Origin of the sequence: Streptomyces sp. NBC_00572 (assembly GCF_026341815.1) — a bacterium.
GTDB lineage: Bacteria > Actinomycetota > Actinomycetes > Streptomycetales > Streptomycetaceae > Streptomyces.
Genome location: NZ_JAPENX010000001.1, coordinates 233,356 through 258,401, shown reverse-complemented (window position 1 = coordinate 258,401; position 25,046 = coordinate 233,356). Strand labels below are relative to the sequence as shown.

Here is a 25,046-nt window from a genome sequence, read left to right as displayed (position 1 = left end):
TCTCCTAGAGGAAGGTCTGGCCTTCGCCCCGGTACGTCGGCACGGTGTCCGTGATCCGATCGCCCTCGATCAGCTGCAGGCTCTCGAACCGCTCGCACAGCTCGCCGGCCTTCGCGTGCCGGAACCACACCTTGTCGCCGATCCGCAGATCGTCGGCCGGCGAGCCGATCAGCGGGGTCTGCACCTCGCCGGGACCCTCCTGGGGGTCGTACTTCAGCCCCTCGGGCAGATACGGCACGGGCAGCCGATCCGGCCCGGCAACCCCGGACGCCGGATAGCCACCCCCGAGGACGGTCACCACCCCGACCCCCGGCCGACGGACGACGGGCTGCGCGAAGAGCGCGGCCGGCCGGCCATGGAACGAGGTGTAGTTGTCGAAGAGCCGCGGCACGAAGAGACCCGAACCCGCGGCGATCTCCGTCACCGCGTCCTCGGCGGCCGTGTGCTGCACGCTGCCGGTGCCGCCGCCGTTCACGAACTCCAGGTCCGGCGCCACCGCCCGGACGGCACGCACCACGGCCGCCCTGCGCTCGGCCAGCTCCCGGCGGGCCGCCGCCTGCATCAGCCGGATCACCCGCGAACGCAGCGGCCGGCCCGCGACCGCGTCCCCGACCCCCGCGACATGCCCCTCGTACGCCATGATCCCGACCAGCCGGAACCCGGGACGGCGCACCACCGAGCGGGCCAGCTCCGCCAGTTGCGCGGGCTCGCGCAGCGGGGAACGGCGGGCACCGACCCGTATCCGGCCGCCGAGGAGACTGAGCGCGGTGTCCAGTTCCAGGCAGACCCGGACCTCCTCGGTCCCGCCCGCCCGGGAGGCGTCGATCAGATCCAGCTGGGCCACGTCGTCGACCATCACGGTCACGGCCGCGGCAAGCTTGGGGTCCCGAGCCAGCTCGCCGAACCCGGAGCGGTCCGCCGAGGGGTACGCGAGGAGAACGTCCTCGAACCCGGCGCGGGCCAGCCACAGCGACTCGTCGAGCGTGAACGACATGATCCCGGCGAAGCCCTGCCGCGCGAGCACCCGCTCCAGGAGCGCCCGGCACCGCACGGACTTGCTCGCGACGCGGACGGGCTTGCCGCCCGCCCGGCGAACCAGGTCCGCCGCGTTGGCGTCGAAGGCCTCCAGGTCGACGATCGCCACGGGCGCGTCGAGATGAGCGGTGGCCCGGTCGTATCGGGCCCGGTCGGCGGCACGGGGAGTCATGGCCCGAGCTTGCCAGACAGGTTTACGAGTGGGTAGCCCCTGGGTTCCCGTGCCAGGGGGAACAGCCCGTAGAGTGACGGGCATTGTCGACACGAGCGGGGGGACGGGGATGACCGGCGAACAGCGCCCCGGCACGACCTCCCGCATCACGGAAGCCCTGCTTCCCGGCCTCCGCCCGGACCCCACGCCGGAACCGTCCGAACTGGAGACCACCACCCGCCTCCGCGCGATCAGCCCGGACGACATGGCACCCCCGAGGCCGACGACACGGCCTCGCCCGACGCCCGACGTGAAGGCTCCGGCCTCCAGTGCGGCGGCTCCGCCTCGTCCGGTGTCCGGCGCGGCCGCTCCGGCGGCTCCGACTCCGCCTCTCCCGGCCTCCGGCGCGGCCGCTCCGTCGCCCGGGGTTCCGCTTCCTCCGGTGTCCGGGCCCATGGCTTCGCCCGTGTCTCCGTCCCGCCCGACAACCCGACCGGCGGCATCGTCCCGGCCCGCGTCCGGCCCGGTGGCTCCACCGCGGGCGACTGCGGCGCCTCCGGCTTCGTCCCGTCCGGCGCCGGGCCCCGCGGCTCCGGCGCCCGCGGCTCCGCCCCGCCCGGCGCCCGCCACTCCGCCCCGCCCGGGGAGCGCGCCGACGGCACCCTCCGCGCCCGTAGCCCCCGCCCCGCCCCGGTCGACACCCCACCCCGTGACTCCGGCGCCCGTGGTCCCCGCTCCCGCGCACGCCGGTCACGCACCCGCCGGTCCCCTCCCCGCCGCCGCCCCGGCGCCCGCCGCGCGGGCCGTCCCGCATCACGCGCCGTCCGTCACCCCGTACGGCCACACCCACGGTCACCGGGCCGTCGCCCTGCCGCCCGAGGCTCCCGTCGAGACCACCACGCGGCTGCGGCCCGTGCGGGAGCGGCGGACCGGGCGGGCCATCGCCGTCGGCGTCTGCGCCGTGCTCGGGATCGGGCTCATCGGCGGGGCGCTCGCCGGGGTGTGGCTGGCCGCCGCCGAGCCGGGGGAGCCCGCGGAACCCGCCGGGTACACCGAGGCCAAGGACCTCTGGCACAACGCCCCCGTCGACACCCTCTTCCCCCGCACCCTGTCCGGCCCCGGCGCCGGCCCGGGCGCCGCCGCGCGCACCTGGACCCGGATCGTCGTCGCCCCGGACACCACCTGCACGCCCGCCGTTCTGGCCAAGAACCTGCTCGCCACCCTCCGGCCGCTCGGCTGCGAGCGCGTCCTGCGCGCCACGTACACCGACGCCACCGCCAGCAGCGTGATCACCGTCGGTCTCGTCTTCACCCGCGCCGACGCCACCACCCAGCGCACCCTCGGCCAGGGCCTCACCGCCCGCGTCGGCGCGGACGTCCCCCCGTCGCTCCCCGGCCCCGGCACCGTCGCCGCCCGCTTCGGCGCGAAGCAGCGCGCGAGCTGGTGGCTGAACGCCCCCGTCGACCTCCCCGTCGTCGTCACCGCCGTCTCCGGATTCGCCGACGGCCGGGCCGTCGACGGCCCGCAGCCCGCCGACCGGGCCATGGCCGCGGGCCGCACCGACGCCACCGCGCAGTCCGGCCTCGGCCACGAGGCCAAGAACATCACCGTCCGCTTCGAGCAGCTGCTGCGCACGGCCGTCGCCCCGCCGGCCAAGGAGAAGGACGCCCGGTGATCCGTCCCCGAACCCGCCTCCGTACGCCCGCGGCCGTCCTCCTCGCCACCGCCTTCGCCGTCCTGCCCGCCACCACCACGCCCGCGTACGCCGACACCATCCGGGCCCGTCAGTGGGGCCTCGAAGCGATGCACACCTCGGAGGCCTGGCGTACGACCAAGGGCGAGGGCGTCACGGTCGCCGTCCTCGACACCGGCGTCGACGCCGAACACCCCGACCTGGCGGGTTCGGTCCTCACCGGCCGCGACCTCATCGGCTTCGGCGCCTCCCGGGGCGACCGCGCCTGGGCCCGGCACGGCACCGCCATGGCCGGGATCATCGCCGGGCACGGCCACGGCCCCGACGGGGGCGACGGCGTCCTCGGCATCGCCCCGGACGCCAGGATCCTGCCCGTCCGGGTCATCCTCGAAGGCGCCGACAAGTCCCGAGACAAGGCCCGCAAGACCCGGGGCACCGCCCTCGCCGAAGGCATCCGCTGGGCCGCCGACCACGGCGCCGACGTCATCAACATGTCCCTCGGCGACGACTCCAAGTCCGCCCACCCGGACGCGGGCGAGGACGCCGCCGTCCAGTACGCGCTGTCGAAGGGCGTCTCCGTCGTCGCCTCCGCCGGCAACGGCGGCGAGAAGGGCGACCACATCTCCTACCCGGCCGCCTACCCCGGCGTCATCGCCGTCACCGCGGTCGACCGCTACGGCACCCACGCCTCCTTCTCCACCCGCCGCTGGTACGCCACCGTCAGCGCCCCCGGCGTCGACATCGCCATCGCCGACCCCGACCGCCGCTACTACGAGGGCTGGGGCACCAGCGCCGCCGCCGCGTTCGCCTCCGGAGCCGTCGCCCTCGTCCGCTCCGCGCACCCCGACCTCACCCCGGCCCAGGTCAAGCGGCTCCTGATCGACACCGCCCGCAGCCGTCCGAAGGGCGGCCGCAGCGACGCCAAGGGATACGGGACGGTCGACCCCGCCGCCGCGATCGAGGCCGGCGCGAAGATCAAGGGCGGCGACCCCAAGAACACGGCCACCGGCTACCAGGGCCGGTACTTCGGCCCGGGACCGCTGCCCGCCCCCGAGGAGAGCCACCCCATCGGCCTCCTCGCCCCCCTCGCGGGCGGCCTCGGCGCCCTGCTCCTCCTCACCGCGGTGATCCTCCGGCGCGCCCGCCGGACCTCCTGACGACCCGGCGGGCCGAGCCTCCCCGCCCGGCGGTTAGGCTCGGTGCGTGGCGCTCAAGAACATCCCGGACCCCGGTTTCTCCGACGACGACGGCACCGCCGACCCGCGGCTCGCCGCGGCCCTCGCGGCCTGGGCGGAGGACAGAACCGCCCACGGCCCCGTCCTCGACGCGCTGCGGGAGGCCCGGCTGCTCGTCCCCGTGGTCGCCGTCCTCGGCGAGGTCGAGACCGACGAGAACGGCCTGCGCCGTGAGAAGACCAGCGACATGGCGGTCCCCACGCTCACGGCCGGTGACCGGCGCGCCCTGCCCGCCTTCACCTCGATCGCCTCGCTCGCCCTCTGGGACCCGGAGGCCCGGCCCGTCGCCGTCCCGCTCCACCAGGCGCTCCAGGCGGCCGCGCACGAGAAGGCCGACACGGTCGTCCTGGACCTCGCGGGCCCGGTGCCGTACCAGCTGACCGGACCGGCCCTGCTCGCCCTCGCCGAGGGCCGCACCAGCACCGACCCGCTCGACGACCCCGCCGTACGCGAAGCGGTACGGGCCGCCGTCGCCGCCGAGCCCGCGGTGCTCCGCGCCCACCTGGGCCCCGGCGCCGCCGACGGCACCCTCGCCCTGGTCCTCGCCGAGGGGGGCTCCCCGGCGGAGGCCGCCCAGCGCGTGGCCCGCGCCCTGGCCGCCGACGAAACACTGAGGGCCCGCCTGGTGCGGGGCCTCGACCTGGCACTCCTGCCGGCCTCGGCCACGCCTCCCGGCGAGCCCTTCTACGTAAAGAAGTAGGTACGTACGTACCTACCGATCAAGTCCACGTCCTGGCCGTACACCGGCCCCGTGGCTGTTGTCTTCCGGGGGGCGACCCCCGTACCCCCGGCCAAGGCCTGGCCGTACACCGGCCCCGTGGCCGTTGTCTTCCGGGGGGCGACCCCCGTACCCCCGGAAGAGTCCTAGCCGTACACCGGCCCCGTGTACTTCTCGCCCGGTCCCTGGCCCGGCTCGTCCGGGATCAGGGAAGCCTCGCGGAAGGCGAGCTGGAGGGACTTCAGGCCGTCCCGCAGGGGAGCCGCGTGGAAGGAGGAGACCTCCGTCGCGCCGGCGTCCAGCAGGCCCGCGAGCGCGTGCACCAGCTTGCGGGCCTCGTCGAGGTCCTTGTACTTGTCGCCCTCCTCGGTGAGCCCGAGCTTCACCGCGGCGGCGCTCATCAGGTTGACGGCGACGGTCACGATCACCTCGACCGCGGGGACCTCCGCGATGTCGCGGGTCATGGCGTCGAAGTCGGGGGACTCTGCGGAGTCGGGGGAGTCCGGGGACTCGTTCTGGGGCGTCTCGCTCATGCCTCATACGATATGCCGGTCCTCGGTTAGCGAAGACCGCCGGGTCCTGCTAACCTTGTGTAACGACCGGCCGGACACGTGTGTGCCCGGCCCACAAGTGGAGGCTCCGTACTCCCACCTGACCACCCTCACGGGTGGCGGGTCACCGGTCAGGTGGCGACCATCGTTCCGTACGGACGATGGAGCCGCCCGATGTGCGCCCCGCGGTTGACCGCGGCGGTGCTCCGGTATTTCCGTGGAGCCCCGCCTGTGTCCCGTCCGGGGCGTTTTTTGCGTTTCGGCTCGGTTGGTCCAAAGAAACAGACATGCGCGTCCGTCCGCCAGGCGGTCGCGTGGTGCTACCGAGGAGGATCCATCAGCGCCGAGCCCCGCATCAACGACAGGATTCGCGTTCCCGAGGTGCGACTTGTCGGACCCAGCGGCGAGCAGGTCGGGATTGTTCCGCTTGCCAAGGCCCTGGAGCTCGCACAGGAGTACGACCTCGACCTGGTCGAGGTCGCGGCGAACGCCCGTCCGCCCGTGTGCAAGCTCATGGACTACGGGAAGTTCAAGTACGAGTCGGCCATGAAGGCCCGTGAGGCGCGCAAGAACCAGGCGCACACGGTCATCAAGGAGATGAAGCTCCGGCCGAAGATCGACCCGCACGACTATGACACCAAGAAGGGTCACGTCGTCCGGTTCCTCAAGCAGGGTGACAAGGTCAAGATCACGATCATGTTCCGTGGTCGTGAGCAGTCCCGTCCCGAGCTTGGTTTCCGGCTGCTGCAGCGGCTGGCGTCGGACGTCGAGGAGCTTGGCTTCATCGAGTCCAACCCGAAGCAGGACGGCCGGAACATGATCATGGTTCTCGGCCCGCACAAGAAGAAGACCGAGGCCATGGCCGAGGCGCGTGAGGCCCAGGCCGCACGCAAGGCCGAGCGTCAGGGCGTCGCCTCCGAGGAGACGTCCGAGGCTCCGGCCGCCGAGACCGAGGCCGCTGAGGCTCCGGTCGTCGAGGCCGAGGCCGTCGAGGCTCCGGTCGAGACCCCCGAGGCGTGACCCGACGGGCTGCCAACCAGGCAGCCCTGGGCCCCGCCCGGAACCACCAAACGAAGATTTGACGCTCCCGGATGTCCGGTGCCCGCACCGGGGGAGCGCCACTGACGAGGAGATACGGCGCGATGCCGAAGAACAAGACGCACTCCGGTGCCAAGAAGCGCTTCAAGGTCACCGGCACCGGCAAGATCATGCGCGAGCGCGCCGGCAAGCGCCACCTGCTCGAGCACAAGTCGTCCAAGCTGACGCGTCGCCTCACCGGCAACGCCGAGATGGCCCCGGGTGACGCCGCCAAGATCAAGAAGATGCTGGGCATCTGAGTTGATCTCCCGCTCTCGGCGACGAGAGCTTCCGGCCAAGACCGGGAACCATCCGTTTTTCGGGTCGTGTGAGGACCACCACGACCCCGCTACAAGGAGTTAACAAGTGGCACGCGTCAAGCGGGCAGTCAACGCCCACAAGAAGCGCCGGGCGATCCTCGAGGCGGCCTCCGGCTACCGCGGTCAGCGCTCGCGCCTGTACCGCAAGGCCAAGGAGCAGGTCACCCACTCCCTGGTCTACAACTACAACGACCGCAAGAAGCGCAAGGGCGACTTCCGTCGGCTGTGGATCCAGCGCATCAACGCCGCTGCCCGCCAGAACGGCATGACGTACAACCGCCTCATCCAGGGTCTGAACGCCGCCAACATCGAGGTGGACCGCAAGATCCTCGCCGAGCTGGCCGTCAACGACTCCAACGCGTTCGCCGCGCTGGTCGAGGTCGCGCAGAAGGCTCTGCCGGCCGACGTCAACGCCCCGAAGGCCGCCGCCTGATCTTCCAGGCCGCAGTACTTCTGCCCGGACCCGCAGGCGCGCACGCGTCGGCGGGTCCGGGTGCGTCTGCCCCCTGGAGGGTGTTCGGTGGAGGTGGGTCGTGCAGGCCCGAAGCAGCCGTCCCCGGTCACCGAAGCCGCGCCGGTCACGAAGCCCGGTCACCGACAACCGGTCGTCGAAACCGGTCGTCGAATCCGGTCATCGAAACCGGTCGCTGAAGCCGGTCGCTGAAGCCGGTCACCGAAGCCCGCCGCTGAAACCGGTCACCGAAGCCCCGGATCCCGAAGCCCCCGGCACCGAAGAGAGAACCGCCGCACCTCATGGTCACCCCCGAGCTGATCTCCCCGCGTTCCCCGCGCGTCGTCGCCGCCCGGCGGCTCGCCAAGCGCAACTTCCGGGGCAAGGACCGCCTCTTCATCGCCGAGGGCCCGCAGGCCGTCCGTGAGGCCGTCGAGCACCGCGGCTCCACCGGAGAGCCCACGCTCGTCGAGCTCTTCACCACCGTCGAGGCCGCCGAGCGCTACAGCGCCATCATCGACGCCGCCCTCGCCGCCGGAGCCCGTGTCCACCACGCCTCCGACGCCGTCCTCGCCGAGGTCTCCCAGACCGTCACCCCGCAGGGGCTCGTCGGAGTCTGCCGGTTCCTCGACTCGCCGTTCGAGGAGATCGTCGCGGCCCGCCCCAAGCTGGTCGCCGTCCTCGCCCACGTACGCGACCCCGGGAACGCCGGCACGGTGCTGCGCTGCGCCGACGCGGCCGGCGCCGACGCCGTCGTCCTCACCGACGCCTCCGTCGACCTGTACAACCCCAAGTCCGTCCGCGCCTCCGTCGGCTCCCTCTTCCACCTGCCGGTCGCCGTCGGCGTCCCCGTCGAGCAGGCCGTCGCGGGACTGAAGAGCGCGGGCGTACGGATCCTCGCCGCCGACGGGGCGGGCCAGGACGACCTCGACGCGGAGCTGGACGCCGGCACCATGGGCGGCCCCACCGCCTGGATCTTCGGCAACGAGGCCTGGGGGCTGCCCGAGGAGACCCGGGCCCTCGCCGACGCCGTCGTCCGCGTCCCGATCCACGGCAAGGCCGAGAGCCTCAACCTCGCGACGGCCGCCGCGGTCTGCCTCTACGCCTCCGCCCGCGCCCAGCGGCCCCGAACCTCCGCCTGAGGGGTCCATTCCGCCCTCCCCGCCCAGTAGAGTGACGCACTCGGGGGCCCACTGCGCTACACGGAGGGGTGGGGTACGGGGATGACGGTCGGCACGGACAGTCCCGCACAGGCACGGAGCGCCGCGCCGCACGCCCCGGAGCCGCCGCCGGACCCGGGCGCACAGGAATCGCCGGGCGCGGACGGGGCCACCGACTCCGACGGGGTCAAGGATTCCGACGCGTCCACCGCGTCCGACGCTTTCGCCGGGGTCCATCCCGACGACCTCCCCGACGGTCTCGTCGTCGCCGACGAGACCGGCCGGGTCGTCTGCTTCAACGCCGCCGCCAGCCGTATCACCGCCGTCCCCGGCGACCGGGCCCTCGGCCTCCCCCTCGACCAGGCACTGCCCCTGGAAGACCTCAAGGGAAGCCGCTGGTGGGCCCTGACCGACCCGTACGGCGGACTCGCCACCCGCCGCGGCCAGCCCGAGCGCAATCTGCTGCTGCCCGGCGGCCGTGAGGTCCTCGTCTCCGCCCGGTACGTCCGCGAGCGCCCCACCGGACCGGTCCGCCGGGTCGTGGTCAGCCTGCGCGGCACCGAGGCCCGCCGCCGCACCGAGCGCAGCCACGCCGAACTCATCGCCACCGTCGCCCACGAACTACGCTCCCCGCTCACCTCCGTCAAGGGCTTCACCGCCACCCTCCTCGCCAAATGGGAGCGGTTCAACGACGAGCAGAAGCGGCTGATGCTGGAGACCGTCGACGCCGACGCGGGCCGCATCAAGCGGCTCATCGCCGAACTCCTCGACATCTCCCGGATCGACTCCGGCCGGCTCGAAGTGCGCCGCCAGCCCGTCGACATCGCCGCCGCCATCGGCCGGCACGTCCAGGTGCACACCACCGGCGGCCAGTCCCCTGACCGCTTCTTCGTACGGATCAGGCCCCAGCTGCCCGCGCTCTGGGCCGACCCCGACAAGATCGACCAGATCCTCGGGAACCTGCTCGAAAATGCGGTGCGCCACGGGGACGGAACCGTCACCATCGAGGTGGCACCCGCCCGGACGGGCGACGACGGCGAAGAGGGGACGGAGGTCACCGTGAGCGACGAGGGCCCCGGCATCCCCGAGGAGTCGATGAGCCGCGTCTTCACCCGCTTCTGGCGGGGCAGCAAGCGCGGCGGCACCGGACTCGGCCTCTACATCGTCAAGGGCGTCGTCGAGGCCCACGGCGGAACCATCACCGTCGGAAGGGGCCCCCGAGGCGGGGCCGAGTTCCGATTTATCCTGCCCGTCGGCACCCCGGCCCATCTCATCTGACGAGATCCAGCAGGAATCCGAGAGGAATCCGACAGGATCAGGCGAGATCTGAGGCCGCCCGGCCTGCCCACGGGCTCATTCGCATCCCCCCACCCCGTTAGACTCGTCCTTTGGCACGTTTGCGCCCTTGACGTCGAGCGGGGCCGCCCAGCCAAGCCAACGGAAGCACGGGAAGAGATGTCCGCACCCAATAAGTCGTACGACCCGGTTGAGGTCGAGGCACTGAAACCGGAAGAGATCGAGCGCATGCGGGACGAGGCGCTCGCCGCCTTCGCCGCCGCGGGCGACCTCGACGCGCTCGCACACGCGAAGACCGCGCACACCGGTGGCACCTCGCCGCTGGCGCTCGCCAACCGGGAGATCGGTGCCCTGCCCCCGCAGGCCAAGGCCGCCGCCGGAAAGATCGTGGGCCAGGCCCGCGGCATCGTCTCCAAGGCGCTCGCCGCCCGCCAGACGGAGCTGGAGGCCGAGCGTGACGCGCGCGTCCTCGTCGAGGAGGCCGTCGACGTCACCCTGCCGTACGACCGCGTCCCGGCCGGCGCCCGGCACCCGCTGACCACGCTCATGGAGCGCGTCTCCGACGTGTTCGTCTCCATGGGGTACGAGGTCGCCGAGGGCCCCGAGGTCGAGGCGGAGTGGTTCAACTTCGACGCCCTCAACTTCGTCCCGGACCACCCGGCGCGCCAGATGCAGGACACCTTCTTCGTCGAGGGGCCGGAAGGCACCACGGGCGACGAGTCCGGTGTCGTGCTGCGTACGCACACCTCGCCGGTCCAGGCCCGCACGCTCATCGACCGGGAGCCCCCGGTCTACGTCGTGTGCCCCGGCCGCGTCTACCGCACCGACGAGCTCGACGCCACGCACACCCCGGTCTTCCACCAGATCGAGCTGCTCGCCGTCGACGAGGGCCTGACCATGGCCGACCTCAAGGGCACCCTGGACCACATGGTCCAGGCGCTCTTCGGCCCGGACATGAAGACCCGGCTGCGCCCGAACTTCTTCCCGTTCACCGAGCCGTCCGCCGAGATGGACATGCTCTGCTACGTCTGTCGCGGCGAGTCCGTCGGCAACCCGGACCGCCCCTGCCGCACCTGCGGCAGCGAGGGCTGGATCGAGCTGGGCGGCTGCGGCATGGTCAACCCGAAGGTGCTCGTCGCCTGCGGTGTGGACCCCGAGAAGTACAGCGGATTCGCCTTCGGGTTCGGCATCGAGCGGATGCTGATGTTCCGCCACAACGTCGACGACATGCGAAACATGGTCGAGGGTGACGTCCGGTTCACCCGGCCGTTCGGGATGGAGATCTGATGCGGGTCCCGCTTTCTTGGCTGCGGGAGTACGTCGACCTGCCGGCGACGGAGACCGGCCGCGACGTCCAGGCCAAGCTCATTTCGGCAGGCCTCGAGGTCGAGACCGTCGAGCAGCTCGGCGCCGGCCTGACCGGCCCGCTGGTGGTCGGCAAGGTCCTCACCATCGAGGAACTGACGGAGTTCAAGAAGCCCATCCGCTTCTGCACCGTCGACGTCGGCCAGGCCAACGGCACCGGCGAGCCCCAGGAGATCATCTGCGGCGCCCGGAACTTCGCCGTCGGCGACAAGGTCGTCGTGGCCCTGCCCGGCGCCGTCCTCCCCGGTGACTTCCGGATCGCCGAGCGCAAGACGTACGGCCGGGTCTCCCGGGGCATGATCTGCTCCGGCGACGAGCTCGGCATGGGCGACGACGGCACGCACGGCATCATCGTGCTGCCGCCCGAGCTCGAGATCGGCATCGACGCCACGAAGCTCCTGGAGCTGTACGACGAGGTCCTCGACATCGCCGTCACCCCGGACCGCGGCTACTGCCTCTCGATGCGCGGCGTCGCCCGCGAGACCGCCACCGCGTACGGCCTGCCGCTGCGCGACCCGGCGCTCCTCGACGTGCCCGCGCCGAACTCCTACGGCTACCCGGTCCGGGTCACCGACCCGATCGGCTGCGACCGCTTCACCGCGCGTACGGTCGTCGGTCTGCAGCCCGAGGCCCGGTCCCCGATCTGGCTGCGCCGCCGCCTCCAGAAGGCCGGCATGCGTCCGATCTCGCTGGCCGTCGACGTCACCAACTACGTGATGCTGGAGCTCGGTCAGCCGATCCACGCCTACGACCGCAGCCGTCTCGACGGCCCGATCGGGGTCCGTCGTGCCGAGGCGGGCGAGAAGATCACCACCCTCGACGGCACCGTGCGCGTCCTGGACGCCGCCGACCTCGTCATCACCGACAACCGCGGTCCGATCGGCATCGCGGGCGTCATGGGCGGTGCCAACACGGAGATCTCCGACCCGGAGACCGACCCGGAGACCGGGATCGTCACCGGCAGCTCCGAGGTCGTCATCGAGGCCGCGCACTTCGACGCGATCTCGATCGCCCGCACCGCGCGCCGCCACAAGCTGTCCTCCGAGGCGTCCAAGCGCTTCGAGCGCGGCGTCGACCCGCAGGCCGCCGCGGCCGCCGCGCAGCGCTGCGTCGACCTGCTCGTGCTGCTCGCGGGCGGCACGGCAGAGGCCGGCGTCACCGAGATCAGCGCCCCGTCCGCGCCGCGCACGATCACCATGCCGGCGAACCACCCGGACAAGGTCGCGGGCGTCGACTACGGCCGCGAGACCGTCGTCCGCCGCCTCCAGGAGGTCGGCTGCGACGTCTACGGCCAGGACGAGCTCGTCGTCACCGTGCCCTCGTGGCGCCCCGACCTCAACGAGCCGAACGACCTCGCCGAAGAGGTCATCCGGCTGGAGGGCTACGAGAACCTGCCCTCCACGCTGCCCAAGCCCCCGGCCGGCCGCGGGCTCACCGAGCGCCAGCGCGTCCACCGCCGGGTGGGCCGCGCGCTGGCCGGCGCCGGCTACGTCGAGGCACTGAACTACCCGTTCATCGGCGAGCAGGCCCTCGACAACCTCGGTCTCGACGCGGACGACGCCCGTCGTCGGCTCGTGAAGCTGGTCAACCCGCTCTCGGACGAGGAGCCCGCGCTCCGTACGACGCTGCTCCCGGGCCTGCTCGGTGCGCTCCGCCGGAACGACAGCCGCGGCAGCCACGACCTGGCGCTCTTCGAGACCGGTCTGGTCTTCCGGCCGGAGGGACAGCCCGGCGTCGCCGTCCGGCTGCCCGTCGACCGCCGCCCCAGCGACGCCGAGATCGCCGAGGTCAACGCCGCGCTGCCCGCGCAGCCGCGCCGCGCCGCCGTCGTCCTCGCCGGTGCGCGCGAGCAGGCCGGCTGGTGGGGCAAGGGCCGTCCGTCCGACTGGGCGGACGCGGTCGAGGCCGGTCGGACCGTGGCCGCCGAGGCGGGCGTCGAGCTGATCATCAGCGCCGACCAGCACGCCCCGTGGCACCCGGGCCGCTGCGCCGCGTTCCACGTCGAGGTGGACGGCGAGAAGGTCCTCGTCGGCCACGCCGGCGAGCTCCACCCGCGCGTGGTGAAGGCGTTCGGCCTGCCGGCCCGCGCCTGCGCGATGGAGATCGACCTGGACCTCCTGGAGAAGGCGAACGAGGGCCCGCTCAAGGCCCCCCGTATCTCCTCCTTCCCGGTCGCCACCCAGGACGTCGCCCTGGTCGTCGCGGACGACGTCCCGGCCGCCGAGGTCGAGGCCGCCCTCGCCGAGGGCGCGGGTGAACTCCTGGAGTCCATCCGGCTGTTCGACGTCTACACCGGCGACCAGCTCGACGAGGGCACCAAGTCCCTGGCGTACGCGCTGAAGTTCCGCGCCGAGGACCGCACGCTCACCGTCGACGAGGCCACCGCGGCCCGCGACGCGGCCGTGGCCCTGGCGTCCGAGCGCACGGGCGCCGTCCTGCGCGGCGCCTGAGCGCCGTAGCGGAAACAGCACCAGGAGGGCCGCCCCGGGGATTCCCCGGGGCGGCCCTCCGCCGTTCCGGAGCCGATCAGGCGGACATCCGGTGTCCGACGAACAGAATCGAGATGGCCGAGCCGGCCTTCCGCCGCACGCTCGCGCACCAGGTCGCGCGGCCGGTCGCAGACGCCGACCCCCTGTCATGGTCGGTCGTCCGCTCGGGGCCCGACCACGCGTGCGCGTGGCGGAGCCCTGGCGGAGGGCGGCGCGTGGGGGGTGCTCACTCCTTCGGGTGAGATCGTCCGGGGGTGTTCCCCGGCGGGGTGCCCGGTCGGCAGAATCGACGCGGCCGCAGGGGCGGACCTGTGTGCCGCAGGGCCTTCGGGCGCTGTCGGGGCTCGGGAAGGGCCGTGCATGATCCGTACGAGGTCGTTCGTCTCCGATGGCTCCCGGCTCCGCCGGCTGGGCCCGCTGGCTCTTCCCACCGTGTGGGGTGCGGTGGCCGTGGCGTGGAAGTTCGGCTGTCCGCTGGCCCGGCAGCCGGGGCTGCCCATGAGGATCGCCACGAGTGTCGTCTTCCTCACCGTCGGGACCGGTCTCGTGCTCGGTCTGCGGCGCGGGTTCGCGCGGGAGCTGGCGGCCGTGCGGGCCGTCGCGGACGCCACCCAGCAGGTGCTGCTGCGCCCGCCGCCCGCCCGCCTCGACGGACTCGCGCTGGCCGCCGGGCAGTTGTCCGCCTCCCGGGGCGCTTCCGTCGGCGGGGATCTGTACGAGGCGGTGGCCACCCCCTACGGTGTGCGGATCGTCATCGGGGACGTCCGGGGGCACGGTCTCGCCGCCCTCGGTGCGGTGGTCGCCGTGCTGGGGAGCTTTCGCGAGGCCGCCCACGACGAGGCCGAACTCGGTGGGGTGCTGCGGCGTCTCGAGCGGGCGCTGGAGCGGCATCTGCGGGAGCGGGCGCGGGACGAGCACCCGGCGAGGTCGGGGGTGGAGCCCGCGCATCCCGCGGCGGAGGAGTTCGTGACCCTGCTGCTCCTGGAAGTCCGGTCGGACGGGCGGCTCTCCGTGCTCAACTGCGGCCACCCCGGCCCGTACCGGCTCGGGCGGACGGTGGAACGGCTCCCGGTCGGCGATCCGCTGCCCCCGCTGGGCGTCCTGCCGCTGCCCGGCGTCCTCGCGCCGTACACCGCGGCCTGGCTGATGCCCGGCGAGACCCTCGTCCTGCACACCGACGGCGCGGAGGAGGCCCGCGACCACCGTGGCCGGTTCTTCGCGCTCGACACCGCGCTGGCCGGGATGTCCGGAGAGGCGCCCGCCGCGCTGGTCCGCCGGGTGCACACCGCTCTGCTGCACCACACGGGCGGCCGGCTCGGCGACGACGTCGCGCTGCTGGTCGTACGCAACGACCGTGTCCGGGTGCCGGCGCAGCCCGCCGAACCCGGGCTGCGCCGCCCCCGGCCCGCCCCCTCCTCCCACTGTTGAGCGGAGGAGGTCGGGGCCGGCGTCGCCCGCCCCGCCACGGAGTGTCGGGCAGATCAGCGGGGCGGGCGACGCTGACCGGGCGGCCGCACTGTTTGAGGGGGGAGCCGGCGGCCCGGTCGTCGCCTTGCGGCGAGAAGCACAGTCAAGCGGTACGGGGACGAGCACGGCAGAGTACGCGGACCGGGAGAACGAGTACTTCATTCACACCCCGTGCGAAATCGTCCCGTTCCTGGCCGGCGCCGTCGTGCGGGGGTTGACCCGAAGGGGGTTCTCCGCAGTGGTTCGGCCCGTACGAAATCGGCCACCGCTACGCTGAGTTCACCGAGCTCGAGCCGAGCGACCGGAGCGGTCATGCAGCCCAACACCTTGCTCGACGCCCTGCTCGACGAAGCGGGTGTCTCGAACGCCGGCCTTGCCGCCCATGTGAACCGGGCGGGCCGGACCAGGGGTCTCACCCTGCGCTACGAACACACCGCCGTGGCCCGCTGGTTGAAGGGCCAGCGGCCGCGCGGCCAGGTGCCCGACCTGATCTGCGAGGTGCTCGCCGCGCGGCTGCACCGGCAGGTGACCCTGGACGACATCGGCTTCGGGATGCCGGACGGGCCCGTCCTCGCGGTCGGTTCGCCGCTCTGCGGGTTCGTGGAGCGGGCGGCCGCCCTGTGGCGCTCCGACGAGCAGCAGCGGCCGCACATAGTGGCCGCTCCCGCCGTGACCGGGACCCCGGCGGTGATGCCAGTGTGGGAGTGGGAGAACCCGCCGGAGGACGTGGACGTCTCCCGCGCGGGCCGGACGACGGTCTCCGCCGCCGACATCAGCGTGCTGAGCGCCGCTCGTTCGCACTACGAGCAGATGTACCGCAAGGCCGGGGGCATCGCGACCCGCGCCCGGATCGTCGGCTTCCTCACCACCGAGACCGCGCCGCTGCTGCGGGGCTCGTACAGCGATGCCCTCGGCCGGCGGCTGCACCGGGCCACCGGCGGACTGGTGGCGGTGGCCGGCATCTGCGCGTACGACGCCGATGCGCACGGTCTCGCCCAGCGCTATTTCCACCAGGCGCTGCGGCTCGCGAAGGCGAGCGGGGACCGGGGGCTCGGCGCCTATGTGATCGCGCTCCTCGTCAACCAGTCGCTGTTCATGGGGGAGTACCGGCAGGCGGTGGCGTTCGCGGAGGCGGCGCTGCGGGCGGCCGGACGGCAGATCACTCCGGCGCTCGCCGCCGATCTGACGGCGATGCAGGCGAAGGCGTACGCGCATCTGGGCGACGGGGCGGCCGCGTTGGCCTGTATCCGGCGGGCCGAGAACGCGGCGGAGCGGATCAGCCCGGGGGACGAACCGGCGGAGACGGGCTACGTCCAGCCGGGGCTCGTCAACGTCCAGGTCGCCGAGGCCTTGCTCAGTCTGGGTGATCTCGCCGCCGCCCATGAGCACGCGTCGATGGCGGTCGGGACGCCCTCGCACGACCGGGGCCGGGTGCACCGGCTCGCCATGCTGTGTCAGATCGAGCTGCGGCGGGGGGAGGTGGACGGGGCGGCGCGTACGGCCGTCGAGATGACCGAGCGGGCGCGGGGGATGGAGTCGCGGCGGCTGCGGGACCGGCTGCGGCAGGTGCGGGAGCACCTCCTCGCGAGCGGTGGAGGTGATGCCCGGGAGGCGGCGGCTCTTATTGACGGGGCGCTACGCGTTCCCCTGTGAGCATCGAACTGCTGCGATATTGCCACCAAACAAGCACCGACCAGTCGGAAGGTGGCAAGAACGTGCAGTGGACGAAACTGAGCGAACGCTCTGTCTATGAGAATCGCTGGTTCCGGGTGAACCTCGCGGACGTCGAACTCCCGGACGGCCGCCACCTCGACCACTATCTGATCCGGCTCCGTCCGGTCGCCGTCGCGACCGCCCTCAACGAGGCCGACGAAGTCCTGATGCTCTGGCGCCATCGCTTCATCACCGACAGCTGGGGCTGGGAACTGGCCGCCGGTGTCGTCGAGGACGGCGAGGACATCGAGGCCGCCGCCGCCCGCGAGATGGAGGAGGAGACCGGCTGGCGGCCGGGGCCGCTGCGCCATCTCCTCACCGTCGAGCCGTCCAACGGCCTCACCGACGCCCGCCACCACCTCTACTGGGCCGAGCAGGCCACGTACACCGGACCGCCCGAGGACGCCTTCGAGTCCTCACGGCGGGCCTGGGTGCCGCTGAAACAGGTCCCCGACATGATCGCCCGGGGCGAGATCCCGGCCGCCAACATGGCCGCCGGGCTGCTGATGCTCCACCATCTGCGGCTGGGCTGACCTCCTGGCCGCGGACATGCCGGACGGCCCGTACCTGTGCGTGTGTACGGGCCGTCCGGGGTCCTGGGGAGATCAGGCGTACGGGTAGAAGCCCGAGCCCGTCTTCCGGCCGAGCCGGCCCGCGTCCACCATGCGCTGGAGCAGCGGGGGAGCGGCGTACAGCGGCTCCTTGAACTCGGCGTACATCGAGTCGGCGATCGAGGCGATCGTGTCCAGACCGATCAGGTCCGAGAGCTTCAGAGGGCCCATCGGGTGGGCGCAGCCGAACTCCATGCCGTTGTCGATGTCGTCGCGGCTCGCGATGCCCGACTCGAACATCCGGATCGCGGAGAGCAGATACGGCACGAGCAGGGCGTTGACCACGAAGCCGGAGCGGTCCTGCGCGCGGATCGCGTGCTTGCCGAGGGCCTTCTCGGCGAAGGCCTGGGCGCGGCTGATCGTGCCCTCGGAGGTGGTGAGGGCCGGGATCAGCTCGACGAGCTTCTGCACCGGGGCCGGGTTGAAGAAGTGGATGCCGATGACGTGGTCGGGGCGGGAGGTCGCCACGGCCAGCTTCACCAGCGGGATGGAGGAGGTGTTCGAGGCCAGGATGGCGTCCGGCCGGGTCATCACCTGGTCGAGGATCTGGAAGATCTCGGTCTTGACCTGCTCGTTCTCCACGACCGCCTCGATGACGAGGTCGCGGTCGGCGAACTCGCCCAGGTCGGTGGTGAAGCTGAGGCGGGCGAGCGTCGCGTCCCGCTCCTCCTCGCTGATCTTGCCGCGTTCGGCGGCCTTCGCCAGCGAGTTGTAGAGCCGTGTGCGGCCGATCTCCAGCGCCTCGCCGGTGGTCTCGGCGACCTTCACCTCAAGGCCGCTCCGGGCACACACCTCTGCGATGCCCGCGCCCATCTGGCCGCAGCCCACCACTCCGACGCGCTCAATGTCGGCCATGGAGTCCGTCACCTCGTGCCTTTCGCTCTTCTCTGGCGGCGGGGCCTCCGTGTGATTCCGGTGCGTCCGCCTCGACCCCACGACGTTACCGCTCATTAACCGATGATCGATCGTCCGGGGCGGGCATGCTGTCCGGGTGCGTGTGACGTATCCGACACGGGAGGGGTACAAGTGCGGCCTATCGGCAGAAGAGGATTCGTGACGGGGGCGGCCGGGGCGGCGCTCGCGGTGACGGGCGGGGGAGCGGTGACGGGCGGCGGTACGGCCGCAGCCGTACCGGAGGCGCGGGACGCCCAGGCGCCGAGGCGACCGCGTCCCCGGTGCGCGTTCCGGGGGATGTGGATCGCCACGGTCGCCAACCGAGACTGGCCCTCCCGTCCCGGCCTGACCGCCGAGGAGCAGCGCGCCGAGCTCGTCGCCCACCTGGACACCGCCGTCGAGCGTCGGCTCAACGTCGTGGTCCTCCAGGTCCGGCCTACCGCCGACGCGCTCTGGCCCTCGCCGTACGAGCCGTGGGCGCAGTACCTCACGGGGACGCAGGGCCGCGATCCCGGCTGGGACCCGCTGGGCACGGCCGTCGAGGAGGCCCATGCGCGGGGCCTCGAACTGCACGCCTGGTTCAACCCGTACCGAGTGGCGAATCACACGGACCCGACCCGGCTCGTCGCCGGCCATCCGGCCCGGGTCCACCCCGAGTGGGTGCTGCCCTACGGCGGGAAGCTCTACTACAACCCCGGGCTGCCGGAAGTCCGGACGTTCGTCCAGGACGCGATGCTCGACGCGCTGCGGCGCTACGACATCGACGCCGTGCACTGGGACGACTACTTCTACCCGTACCCGGTGGCCGGGCAGGTCTTCGCCGACGACGAGGCGTACGCGCGGTACGGCGGGGACTTCCCCGACAAGGCGTCCTGGCGGCGGAACAACACCGATCTGCTGGTCTCCGGGACCGCGGCCCGGATCAAGGCACTCAAGCCGCACGTGGCCTTCGGGGTGAGCCCCTTCGGGGTCTGGCGGAACATCGCCACCGACCCGGAGGGCTCGGACACCCGCGCGGGTGTCCAGACCTACGACGACCTGTACGCCGACACCCGGAAATGGATCCGGGAGGGCTGGATCGACTACGTCGTACCGCAGCTGTACTGGAACATCGGCCTGCCCGCCGCCGACTACGCCAAGCTGCTGCCCTGGTGGGACGCGGTGGTCCGGGGAACCGGCGTCGGCCTCTACATCGGCGAGGCCCTCTACAAGGCGGGTGATCCCGCCCAGCCCGCGGCCTGGCAGGACCCGAAGGAGCTGTCACGGCACCTGGAGCTGGCCGCCGGCTACCGGGCCGTCGGCGGTCACTGCTACTTCTCCGCGAAGGAGGTCGCGGCGGACCCGATCGGGGCGATGACCACCGTGGTGGCCGATCACTACCCGACCCGGGTCCGGCCGCCGGGACAGGGCTGACCTGGGGAGGGGCTCAGCTCGCGCCTGCCTCGGGGTGATGGCGTACGACGGTGTCGGGGCCCGGTGACATCAGGGCCTCGTGACCGTCGTCGTCGAACTTCACGCGGTACGGGGGCGTGCCGTTCTCCCCCAGTACCTGAAGGACCTCGGCCGTACGGTCGTGGTGACCGACGGTCCGGCCGTGCACCAGCAGTTTGTCGCCCACGTTCGCCTGCATGGGGGGTGACCTCCTCGCGACCCGGCATGTGCTGTTCGGGGTCTATGTCTGCCATTGTGACGTGAGTCACCCCGATCCGTCGCGTCAGCCCCCCCCGTCTTCCCGGGTCGGCCCGTCGACTCCCCGGGTCAGCTCTTCGCCCGCTGGGTCACCGCGATGCAGACGAGCACCGCCACCGCCGCGATCGGGGCCGCCAGCGGCAGGGTCTCGCCGAGCAGGACCACCGACCAGAACAGGGTGAGGAGCGGCTGCGCGAGCTGGAGCTGGCTCGCCTTGGGGATGCCGATGGAGGCCATGCCCCGGTACCAGACGTACAGGCCGAAGAAGGTGGAGCCGGCCGCCACCCAGACCAGGCCGATCACGCCGTGGGCGTTCAGGCTGACCGGCTCCACGGACAGTGCCACGACCGATCCGACCACCATCAGCGGCAGGCAGAGGATCAGAGCCCAGCCGATGACGTGCCAGCCCGGCATGAGCCGGGCGAGACGGCCGCCCTCGGTGTATCCGGCCGCGCACACGAGGAGCGCGCCGAAGAGGTACAGATCGCCCTGCGACACGGCCCCGCCGCTCTGCTGGACGGTGAAGGCGAGCACGACGACGGCACCCGACACGGCCGCGAACCAGAAGGTGCGGGACGGCCGGCGCTTGGTCCGCAGGGCGGCGAAGGTCGCCGTGGTGAGCGGCAGCAGACCGACGACGACGGCGGCGTGCGAGGTGGTGGAGGTCTGCAGGGCCAGGGTCGTCAGGAGCGGGAAGCCGATGACGACACCGCCCGCGACCACGGCCAGGCCCGCCCAGTGGCGCCGCTCCGGCAGCGGCACCCGGCCGACGAGGAGGAACGCGCCCGCGATGAGGGCGGCGAGCGTGGAACGCACGGCCACGAGGGACCAGGGGCCGAAACTCTCCAGGCCCCAGGCGGTCGACGGGAACGTGAGCGAGAAGGAGACCACGCCGAGGACGGCGAGCAGGGTGCCCCGGGGGAGCGGGTCGGTACGGCTGTCGGCGGGGGCGGCCGGGGCGGTCCCGGCGGGGGTGCTCGCCGCGGAGCTGCCGGTGCCTGCCGTGCGGGCGCCTCCGCCATCACCGGCGGTGCTTCCGTCCGTCGCGGTGACCGCTATCGTCATGGCGGCAGTAGCGCTATCCTGTGCTCTCATGATCGAGCGTAGCAGTGTCGCGGAACTGGCGCATTCATTGAGGGCGGAACTCAACCGCTACTCTCCCGGTGGAAAGCTGCCGTCGAGTCGCGCACTCGTCGAGCGCTATCGGGTCTCCCCGGTGACCGTCACCCGGGCCCTCGCGCAGCTCGCCGCCGAGGGGCTCGTCGTCACCCGCCCCGGCGCCGGTGCCTTCCGTGCCGAGCCCCGCGCCGCCACCCCCGTCGTGGGCGACACCTCCTGGCAGGAGGTCGCCCTCAGCGCCGACACGGCCACCGAACTCGTTCCCCGGGCCGTCGACGCCTCCGGCGTCCTCGCCACCCTGGCCACGCCCCCGCCCGGCGTGATCGAGTTCAACGGCGGCTACCTCCACCCTTCCCTCCAGCCCGAGCGGGCCCTCGCCGACGCCCTCGCCCGAGCGGGACGCCGCCCCGGCGCCTGGGGCAGGCCGCCCACCGACGGCCTGCCCGAACTGCGCGAGTGGTTCGCCCGCGAGATCGGCGGCAGCGTCACGGCCGCCGACCTCCTCATCACCGCCGGCGGACAGTCCGCCATCACCACCGCCCTGCGCGCCCTCGCCCCGCCCGGCACCCCGGTCCTCGTCGAGTCGCCCACCTACCCGGGCATGCTCGCCGTCGCCCGCGCCGCCGGACTGCGCCCCGTCCCCGTACCCGTCGACGCCGACGGAGTCCGCCCCGAACTCCTGGAGGCCGCGTTCCGAGCCACCGGCGCCCGGGTCTTCGTCTGCCAGCCGCTCTTCCAGAACCCGACGGGCGCGGTGCTCGCCCCCGAGCGGCGCCTTGAGGTCGTCCGTATCGCCCGGGCCGCCGGAGCCTTCGTCGTCGAGGACGACTTCGCCCGCCGTCTCGTCCACGAGGACGCGCCGCCGCTGCCCGCCCCGCTCGCCGCCGAGGACCCCGACGGCGTCGTCGTCCACGTCTGCTCGCTCACCAAGGCCACCTCGCCCAACCTGCGGGTCGGCGCCCTCGCCGCCCGCGGCCCCGTCCTGGAACGGCTCCGCGCCATCCAGGTCGTCGACAGCTTCTTCGTCCCGCGGCCGCTCCAGGAGGCCGCCCTCGAACTCGTCGGCTCGCCCGCCTGGCACCGCCATCTGCGGGCCGTCGCCCAGGAGCTCAAGAGCCGCCGCGACGTGCTGGCCGGCGCGGTCGCCCACCAGCTCCCCATGTTCGCCCTGCCGCACATTCCCTACGGCGGCTACCACCTCTGGCCGCGCCTCCCCGACGACGTCCCCGAGCCGGCCCTCCTCGCCACCGCCCTGAGGACCGGCGTGGCCGCGGCCCCCGGCCGCCCGTACTTCTGCGCGGAACCGCCTGCCGGGCACATCCGGCTGAGTTTCGCGGGTGTCGCGGGCCCCACCGAGATCGCGGAGGGCGTGCGCCGCCTGCGGGCGGCGGTCGACGAGCTCACCGCCTGAGCGGCCGGGGCGGGCCGCGCGGCGACCTCGCCCGTCCCCGCCCGGCCTTGCCGGGCTCCCGGCCCCCGGCAAATTCACCTGACAAGCCCCGGAGTCACTGGAACGCTTCAGTCATGAGCGACAGCGCGCCCGCGGACCACCCCGTCATGCACGGGACGTACGAGATCTCAGCCGACCCCGCGCGGATCGACACCGCCCGTGTGCACCACTGGCTGTCCACGGACTCCTACTGGGCCCACGGCCGACCTCGGGAGAAGCAGGACCTGGCCATCGCCGGGTCGCTCAACCTCGGTGCCTACGACCGTGAGACCGGCGAGATGGCCGCCTACGCGCGCGTCGTCACCGACTACGCCACCTTCGCCTGGCTCTGCGACGTCTACGTCGACCGCCCGGCCCGTGGCACCGGCCTCGGCACCGCGCTCGTCACCGCCGTTCGCGACCACCTCGCCCCGTACGGACTGCGCCGCATCATGCTCGCGACCGCCGACGCGCACGGTGTGTACGAGAAGGTCGGTTTCACGCCACTCCAGAATCCGGACAAGTGGATGGCTCTCGGGCAGCAGTGAACCGGAGCCCCTCCCGCCCCGGGGAATGACCCCTTGACCTGCGGAGCCTTCGGCCTCACGATCGCGCCCATGAGTCTTCGGGTGACGCTCGTCACGGCGGCACGCAGCTCCTCCCTGCTCGCCGAACGCTTCGACGACGACCGGCCACTGGACGAGGCCGGCTGGTACGAGGTGCAGCAGGCCGCGCCCGCGCTCATCCCGCTCGGCGCGGCCGAACTCCGCTACTGCTCCCCGACCCCGCGCAGCCGCGCCACCGGCACCGCCCTCGGCTACGCGCCCCTCGCCCAGCCCGCCCTCCGAGACTGCGACATGGGCCGCTGGCGAGGCCTGACCCTCGCCGAGGTCGCCGCCCTCGAACCGGCCGCCGTCGACGCCTGGCTCACCGACGCCCGCACCGCCCCGCACGGCGGCGAACCGCTCCTCGCCTTCATCACCCGAATAGGGAACTGGCTCGACACCCGCCCCGCCGACGACGGCGCCATCGTCGCCGTCGCCGAACCCTCCGTCGTACGGGCCGCCCTCGTGTACGCCCTGAAGGCGCCGCCCGCCACGTACTGGAACGTCGACGTCCGCCCCCTCTCCACCGTCACCCTCACCGGCCGCCCCGGCCTCTGGCACCTCCAGCTCGACGCGGCCCTGCGCTGAACCGTCCGCCACCGCGGCCCCGACGCGACCCCGGACACGCCCGGAACCTCTCCGTCGCGCTCCACGAGGGCGCCGACGCGGCCGCCGACGAGCACGTCGCGGGGGGAGAGAGTGGCCGGGACCGGCTAGCCTGAGGGCACGATGAACCGTTTGACCACGTCATGGGGCGCCTTCACGCTGACCCGCCATCCCGAGGACCCGCGCGATCAGCTGCGCGCCTGGGACGCGTCCGACGAGTACCTCCTGGGCCAGCTGGCCGAGAGCGGTACCGACCTGTCCGGCACCGTCGCCGTCCTCGGCGACCGCTGGGGAGCCCTCGTCACCGCACTCCAGGCCGCCGTGCCCGGGGAGCTCGTCCAGATCTCCGACTCGTACCTCGGCCGCCAGGCCACGCGGGCCAACCTCGCGCGCGCCGGCGCCGCCCCGGACGCCGTCCGGCTCCTCACCACCCAGGACCCGCCGCCCGAGCGGATCGACGTCCTCCTCGTCCGCGTCCCCAAGAGCCTCGCGCTCCTGGAGGACCAGCTGCACCGGCTCGCACCCGCCGTGCACGAGGGGACCGTGGTCGTCGGCACCGGCATGGTCAAGGAGATCCACACCTCCACCCTGCGGCTCTTCGAGCGGATCCTGGGGCCCACCCGGACCTCGCTCGCGGTGAAGAAGGCGCGGCTGATCCACACCACGCCCGACCCCGCCATCACCCCGCGTCCGAACCCCTGGCCGCACCGGTACGACCTTCCGGCGGACACCCCCGCACCCGGTCTCCCCGGTCTGACCGTCACCAACCACGCCGGGGTCTTCTGCGCCGACCGCCTCGACATCGGCACCCGCTTCCTCCTCGCGAACCTGCCCGGCGGCATCGGCCGGGTCCGCGTCGCCGACCTCGGCTGCGGCAACGGCGTGGTCGGCCTCGCCATCGCGCTGCACGAACCCGACGCGGAACTGATCTTCACCGACGAGTCGTACCAGGCGGTCGCCTCGGCCGAGGAGAACTTCCGTACCCACGTGGGCGACGGGCGCAAGGCCGAGTTCCTCGTCGGCGACGGGCTCGCCGACGTGCCCGACGGCTCGGTGGACCTCGTCCTCAACAACCCGCCGTTCCACACCCACCAGGCCACCACCGACCGCACGGCCCGCCGCATGTTCGGCGACGCGCGGCGCGCGCTGCGGCCGGGCGGCGAACTGTGGGTCATCGGCAACCGCCACCTCGGCTACCACGTCACCCTGCGCCGGATCTTCGGCAACAGCGAACTGGTCGCGAGCGACTCCAAGTTCGTCGTCCTGCGCGCGGTGCGGAAGGCCTAGGTCGCGTCCGGAGCGTCCCGCCCGGCCTGCGGGCAGACGGCGCTACTCTCCGGACACGACCTGGCTCCACAGGACCCCAGGACCG

The 25,046-nt window shown here is 72.9% G+C and carries 23 protein-coding genes; 18 read left to right on the top strand and 5 right to left on the bottom strand.

Annotated elements, in window-relative coordinates:
* Window positions 1-4: 4 nt before the first annotated feature.
* Window positions 5-1,207, bottom strand: a complete 1,203-nt coding sequence (locus OG514_RS01210; RefSeq protein ID WP_266889889.1) for an amino acid deaminase/aldolase — start codon at window positions 1,205-1,207, stop codon at window positions 5-7.
* Between the two features lie 688 nt (window positions 1,208-1,895).
* On the opposite strand from OG514_RS01210, the gene OG514_RS01205 reads away from it, so the two are divergent.
* The 3 genes from OG514_RS01205 to OG514_RS01195 are packed head-to-tail and all read left to right on the top strand — an operon-like array spanning window position 1,896 to window position 4,814.
* Window positions 1,896-2,861 carry a hypothetical protein gene (locus OG514_RS01205; protein WP_266889887.1) on the top strand — a complete coding sequence of 322 codons (966 nt, stop codon included), beginning with the start codon at window positions 1,896-1,898 and terminating at the stop codon, window positions 2,859-2,861.
* Window positions 2,858-4,036 (top strand): type VII secretion-associated serine protease mycosin, encoded by a 1,179-nt coding sequence (mycP, locus tag OG514_RS01200; RefSeq protein ID WP_266889885.1) that lies wholly within the window; start codon window positions 2,858-2,860, stop codon window positions 4,034-4,036. Before OG514_RS01205 ends, mycP begins: the two co-directional genes overlap by 4 nt.
* A gap of 46 nt (window positions 4,037-4,082) precedes the next feature.
* Window positions 4,083-4,814, top strand: a complete 732-nt coding sequence (locus tag OG514_RS01195; RefSeq protein WP_266889883.1) for an SseB family protein — start codon at window positions 4,083-4,085, stop codon at window positions 4,812-4,814.
* A 164-nt stretch (window positions 4,815-4,978) separates the two neighbouring features.
* Here the strand turns inward: OG514_RS01195 and OG514_RS01190 are convergent, their stop codons facing one another.
* Window positions 4,979-5,365, bottom strand: coding sequence for a DUF1844 domain-containing protein (locus OG514_RS01190; RefSeq protein WP_266889881.1), 387 nt, complete (start codon window positions 5,363-5,365; stop codon window positions 4,979-4,981).
* A gap of 354 nt (window positions 5,366-5,719) precedes the next feature.
* Here OG514_RS01190 and infC point away from each other — a divergent pair, with 354 nt between their 5' ends.
* The 10 genes from infC (at window position 5,720) to OG514_RS01140 (ending at window position 17,254) form a co-directional block, all read left to right on the top strand.
* Window positions 5,720-6,403: a translation initiation factor IF-3 gene (gene infC / locus OG514_RS01185; protein WP_266900709.1), complete on the top strand. Its 684-nt coding sequence runs from the start codon at window positions 5,720-5,722 to the stop codon at window positions 6,401-6,403.
* A gap of 122 nt (window positions 6,404-6,525) precedes the next feature.
* Window positions 6,526-6,720 carry a 50S ribosomal protein L35 gene (gene rpmI / locus OG514_RS01180; protein ID WP_024760685.1) on the top strand — a complete coding sequence of 65 codons (195 nt, stop codon included), beginning with the start codon at window positions 6,526-6,528 and terminating at the stop codon, window positions 6,718-6,720.
* A gap of 106 nt (window positions 6,721-6,826) precedes the next feature.
* Window positions 6,827-7,213 carry a 50S ribosomal protein L20 gene (gene rplT / locus OG514_RS01175; protein ID WP_187622715.1) on the top strand — a complete coding sequence of 129 codons (387 nt, stop codon included), beginning with the start codon at window positions 6,827-6,829 and terminating at the stop codon, window positions 7,211-7,213.
* Between the two features lie 320 nt (window positions 7,214-7,533).
* Complete coding sequence (locus OG514_RS01170; protein WP_209493914.1) at window positions 7,534-8,373, top strand: RNA methyltransferase; 840 nt, start codon at window positions 7,534-7,536, stop codon at window positions 8,371-8,373.
* 81 nt (window positions 8,374-8,454) lie between these two features.
* Window positions 8,455-9,669 (top strand): ATP-binding protein, encoded by a 1,215-nt coding sequence (locus OG514_RS01165; RefSeq protein ID WP_266889872.1) that lies wholly within the window; start codon window positions 8,455-8,457, stop codon window positions 9,667-9,669.
* Between the two features lie 177 nt (window positions 9,670-9,846).
* On the top strand, window positions 9,847-10,974 hold the full coding sequence (gene pheS, locus OG514_RS01160) for a phenylalanine--tRNA ligase subunit alpha (RefSeq protein WP_189832412.1): 1,128 nt from the start codon (window positions 9,847-9,849) through the stop codon (window positions 10,972-10,974).
* Window positions 10,974-13,502, top strand: a complete 2,529-nt coding sequence (gene pheT / locus OG514_RS01155; RefSeq protein WP_266889868.1) for a phenylalanine--tRNA ligase subunit beta — start codon at window positions 10,974-10,976, stop codon at window positions 13,500-13,502. Before pheS ends, pheT begins: the two co-directional genes overlap by 1 nt.
* A gap of 399 nt (window positions 13,503-13,901) precedes the next feature.
* Window positions 13,902-14,969: a PP2C family protein-serine/threonine phosphatase gene (locus OG514_RS01150; protein ID WP_266889866.1), complete on the top strand. Its 1,068-nt coding sequence runs from the start codon at window positions 13,902-13,904 to the stop codon at window positions 14,967-14,969.
* Between the two features lie 351 nt (window positions 14,970-15,320).
* Window positions 15,321-16,661: a transcriptional regulator gene (locus tag OG514_RS01145; protein ID WP_266889864.1), complete on the top strand. Its 1,341-nt coding sequence runs from the start codon at window positions 15,321-15,323 to the stop codon at window positions 16,659-16,661.
* A 62-nt stretch (window positions 16,662-16,723) separates the two neighbouring features.
* Window positions 16,724-17,254 carry an NUDIX domain-containing protein gene (locus OG514_RS01140; protein ID WP_266900708.1) on the top strand — a complete coding sequence of 177 codons (531 nt, stop codon included), beginning with the start codon at window positions 16,724-16,726 and terminating at the stop codon, window positions 17,252-17,254.
* A 72-nt stretch (window positions 17,255-17,326) separates the two neighbouring features.
* Here OG514_RS01140 and OG514_RS01135 read toward each other — a convergent pair whose 3' ends face one another.
* A complete protein-coding gene (locus OG514_RS01135; protein WP_266889862.1) occupies window positions 17,327-18,187 on the bottom strand; it encodes a 3-hydroxybutyryl-CoA dehydrogenase in 861 nt (286 codons plus the stop codon).
* A gap of 198 nt (window positions 18,188-18,385) precedes the next feature.
* Here OG514_RS01135 and OG514_RS01130 point away from each other — a divergent pair, with 198 nt between their 5' ends.
* Window positions 18,386-19,639: a glycoside hydrolase family 10 protein gene (locus OG514_RS01130; protein ID WP_266889860.1), complete on the top strand. Its 1,254-nt coding sequence runs from the start codon at window positions 18,386-18,388 to the stop codon at window positions 19,637-19,639.
* Between the two features lie 13 nt (window positions 19,640-19,652).
* Here OG514_RS01130 and OG514_RS01125 read toward each other — a convergent pair whose 3' ends face one another.
* Together OG514_RS01125 and OG514_RS01120 are read right to left on the bottom strand one after the other, a co-directional pair.
* Window positions 19,653-19,856 (bottom strand): DUF1918 domain-containing protein, encoded by a 204-nt coding sequence (locus tag OG514_RS01125; protein ID WP_189832405.1) that lies wholly within the window; start codon window positions 19,854-19,856, stop codon window positions 19,653-19,655.
* A 128-nt stretch (window positions 19,857-19,984) separates the two neighbouring features.
* Window positions 19,985-21,010 carry a DMT family transporter gene (locus OG514_RS01120; RefSeq protein WP_266889856.1) on the bottom strand — a complete coding sequence of 342 codons (1,026 nt, stop codon included), beginning with the start codon at window positions 21,008-21,010 and terminating at the stop codon, window positions 19,985-19,987.
* Here OG514_RS01120 and OG514_RS01115 point away from each other — a divergent pair.
* The 4 genes from OG514_RS01115 to OG514_RS01100 all read left to right on the top strand — a co-directional run bounded on the left by OG514_RS01115 (window position 21,009) and on the right by OG514_RS01100 (window position 24,961).
* On the top strand, window positions 21,009-22,445 hold the full coding sequence (locus OG514_RS01115; RefSeq protein ID WP_266889853.1) for a PLP-dependent aminotransferase family protein: 1,437 nt from the start codon (window positions 21,009-21,011) through the stop codon (window positions 22,443-22,445). The genes OG514_RS01120 and OG514_RS01115 overlap by 2 nt on opposite strands.
* A 113-nt stretch (window positions 22,446-22,558) precedes the next feature.
* Window positions 22,559-23,011 (top strand): GNAT family N-acetyltransferase, encoded by a 453-nt coding sequence (locus OG514_RS01110; protein ID WP_266889850.1) that lies wholly within the window; start codon window positions 22,559-22,561, stop codon window positions 23,009-23,011.
* A gap of 69 nt (window positions 23,012-23,080) precedes the next feature.
* Complete coding sequence (locus OG514_RS01105) at window positions 23,081-23,656, top strand: histidine phosphatase family protein (RefSeq protein ID WP_266889847.1); 576 nt, start codon at window positions 23,081-23,083, stop codon at window positions 23,654-23,656.
* 141 nt (window positions 23,657-23,797) lie between these two features.
* Window positions 23,798-24,961, top strand: coding sequence for a methyltransferase (locus OG514_RS01100; protein ID WP_266889844.1), 1,164 nt, complete (start codon window positions 23,798-23,800; stop codon window positions 24,959-24,961).
* Window positions 24,962-25,046: the final 85 nt, after the last annotated feature.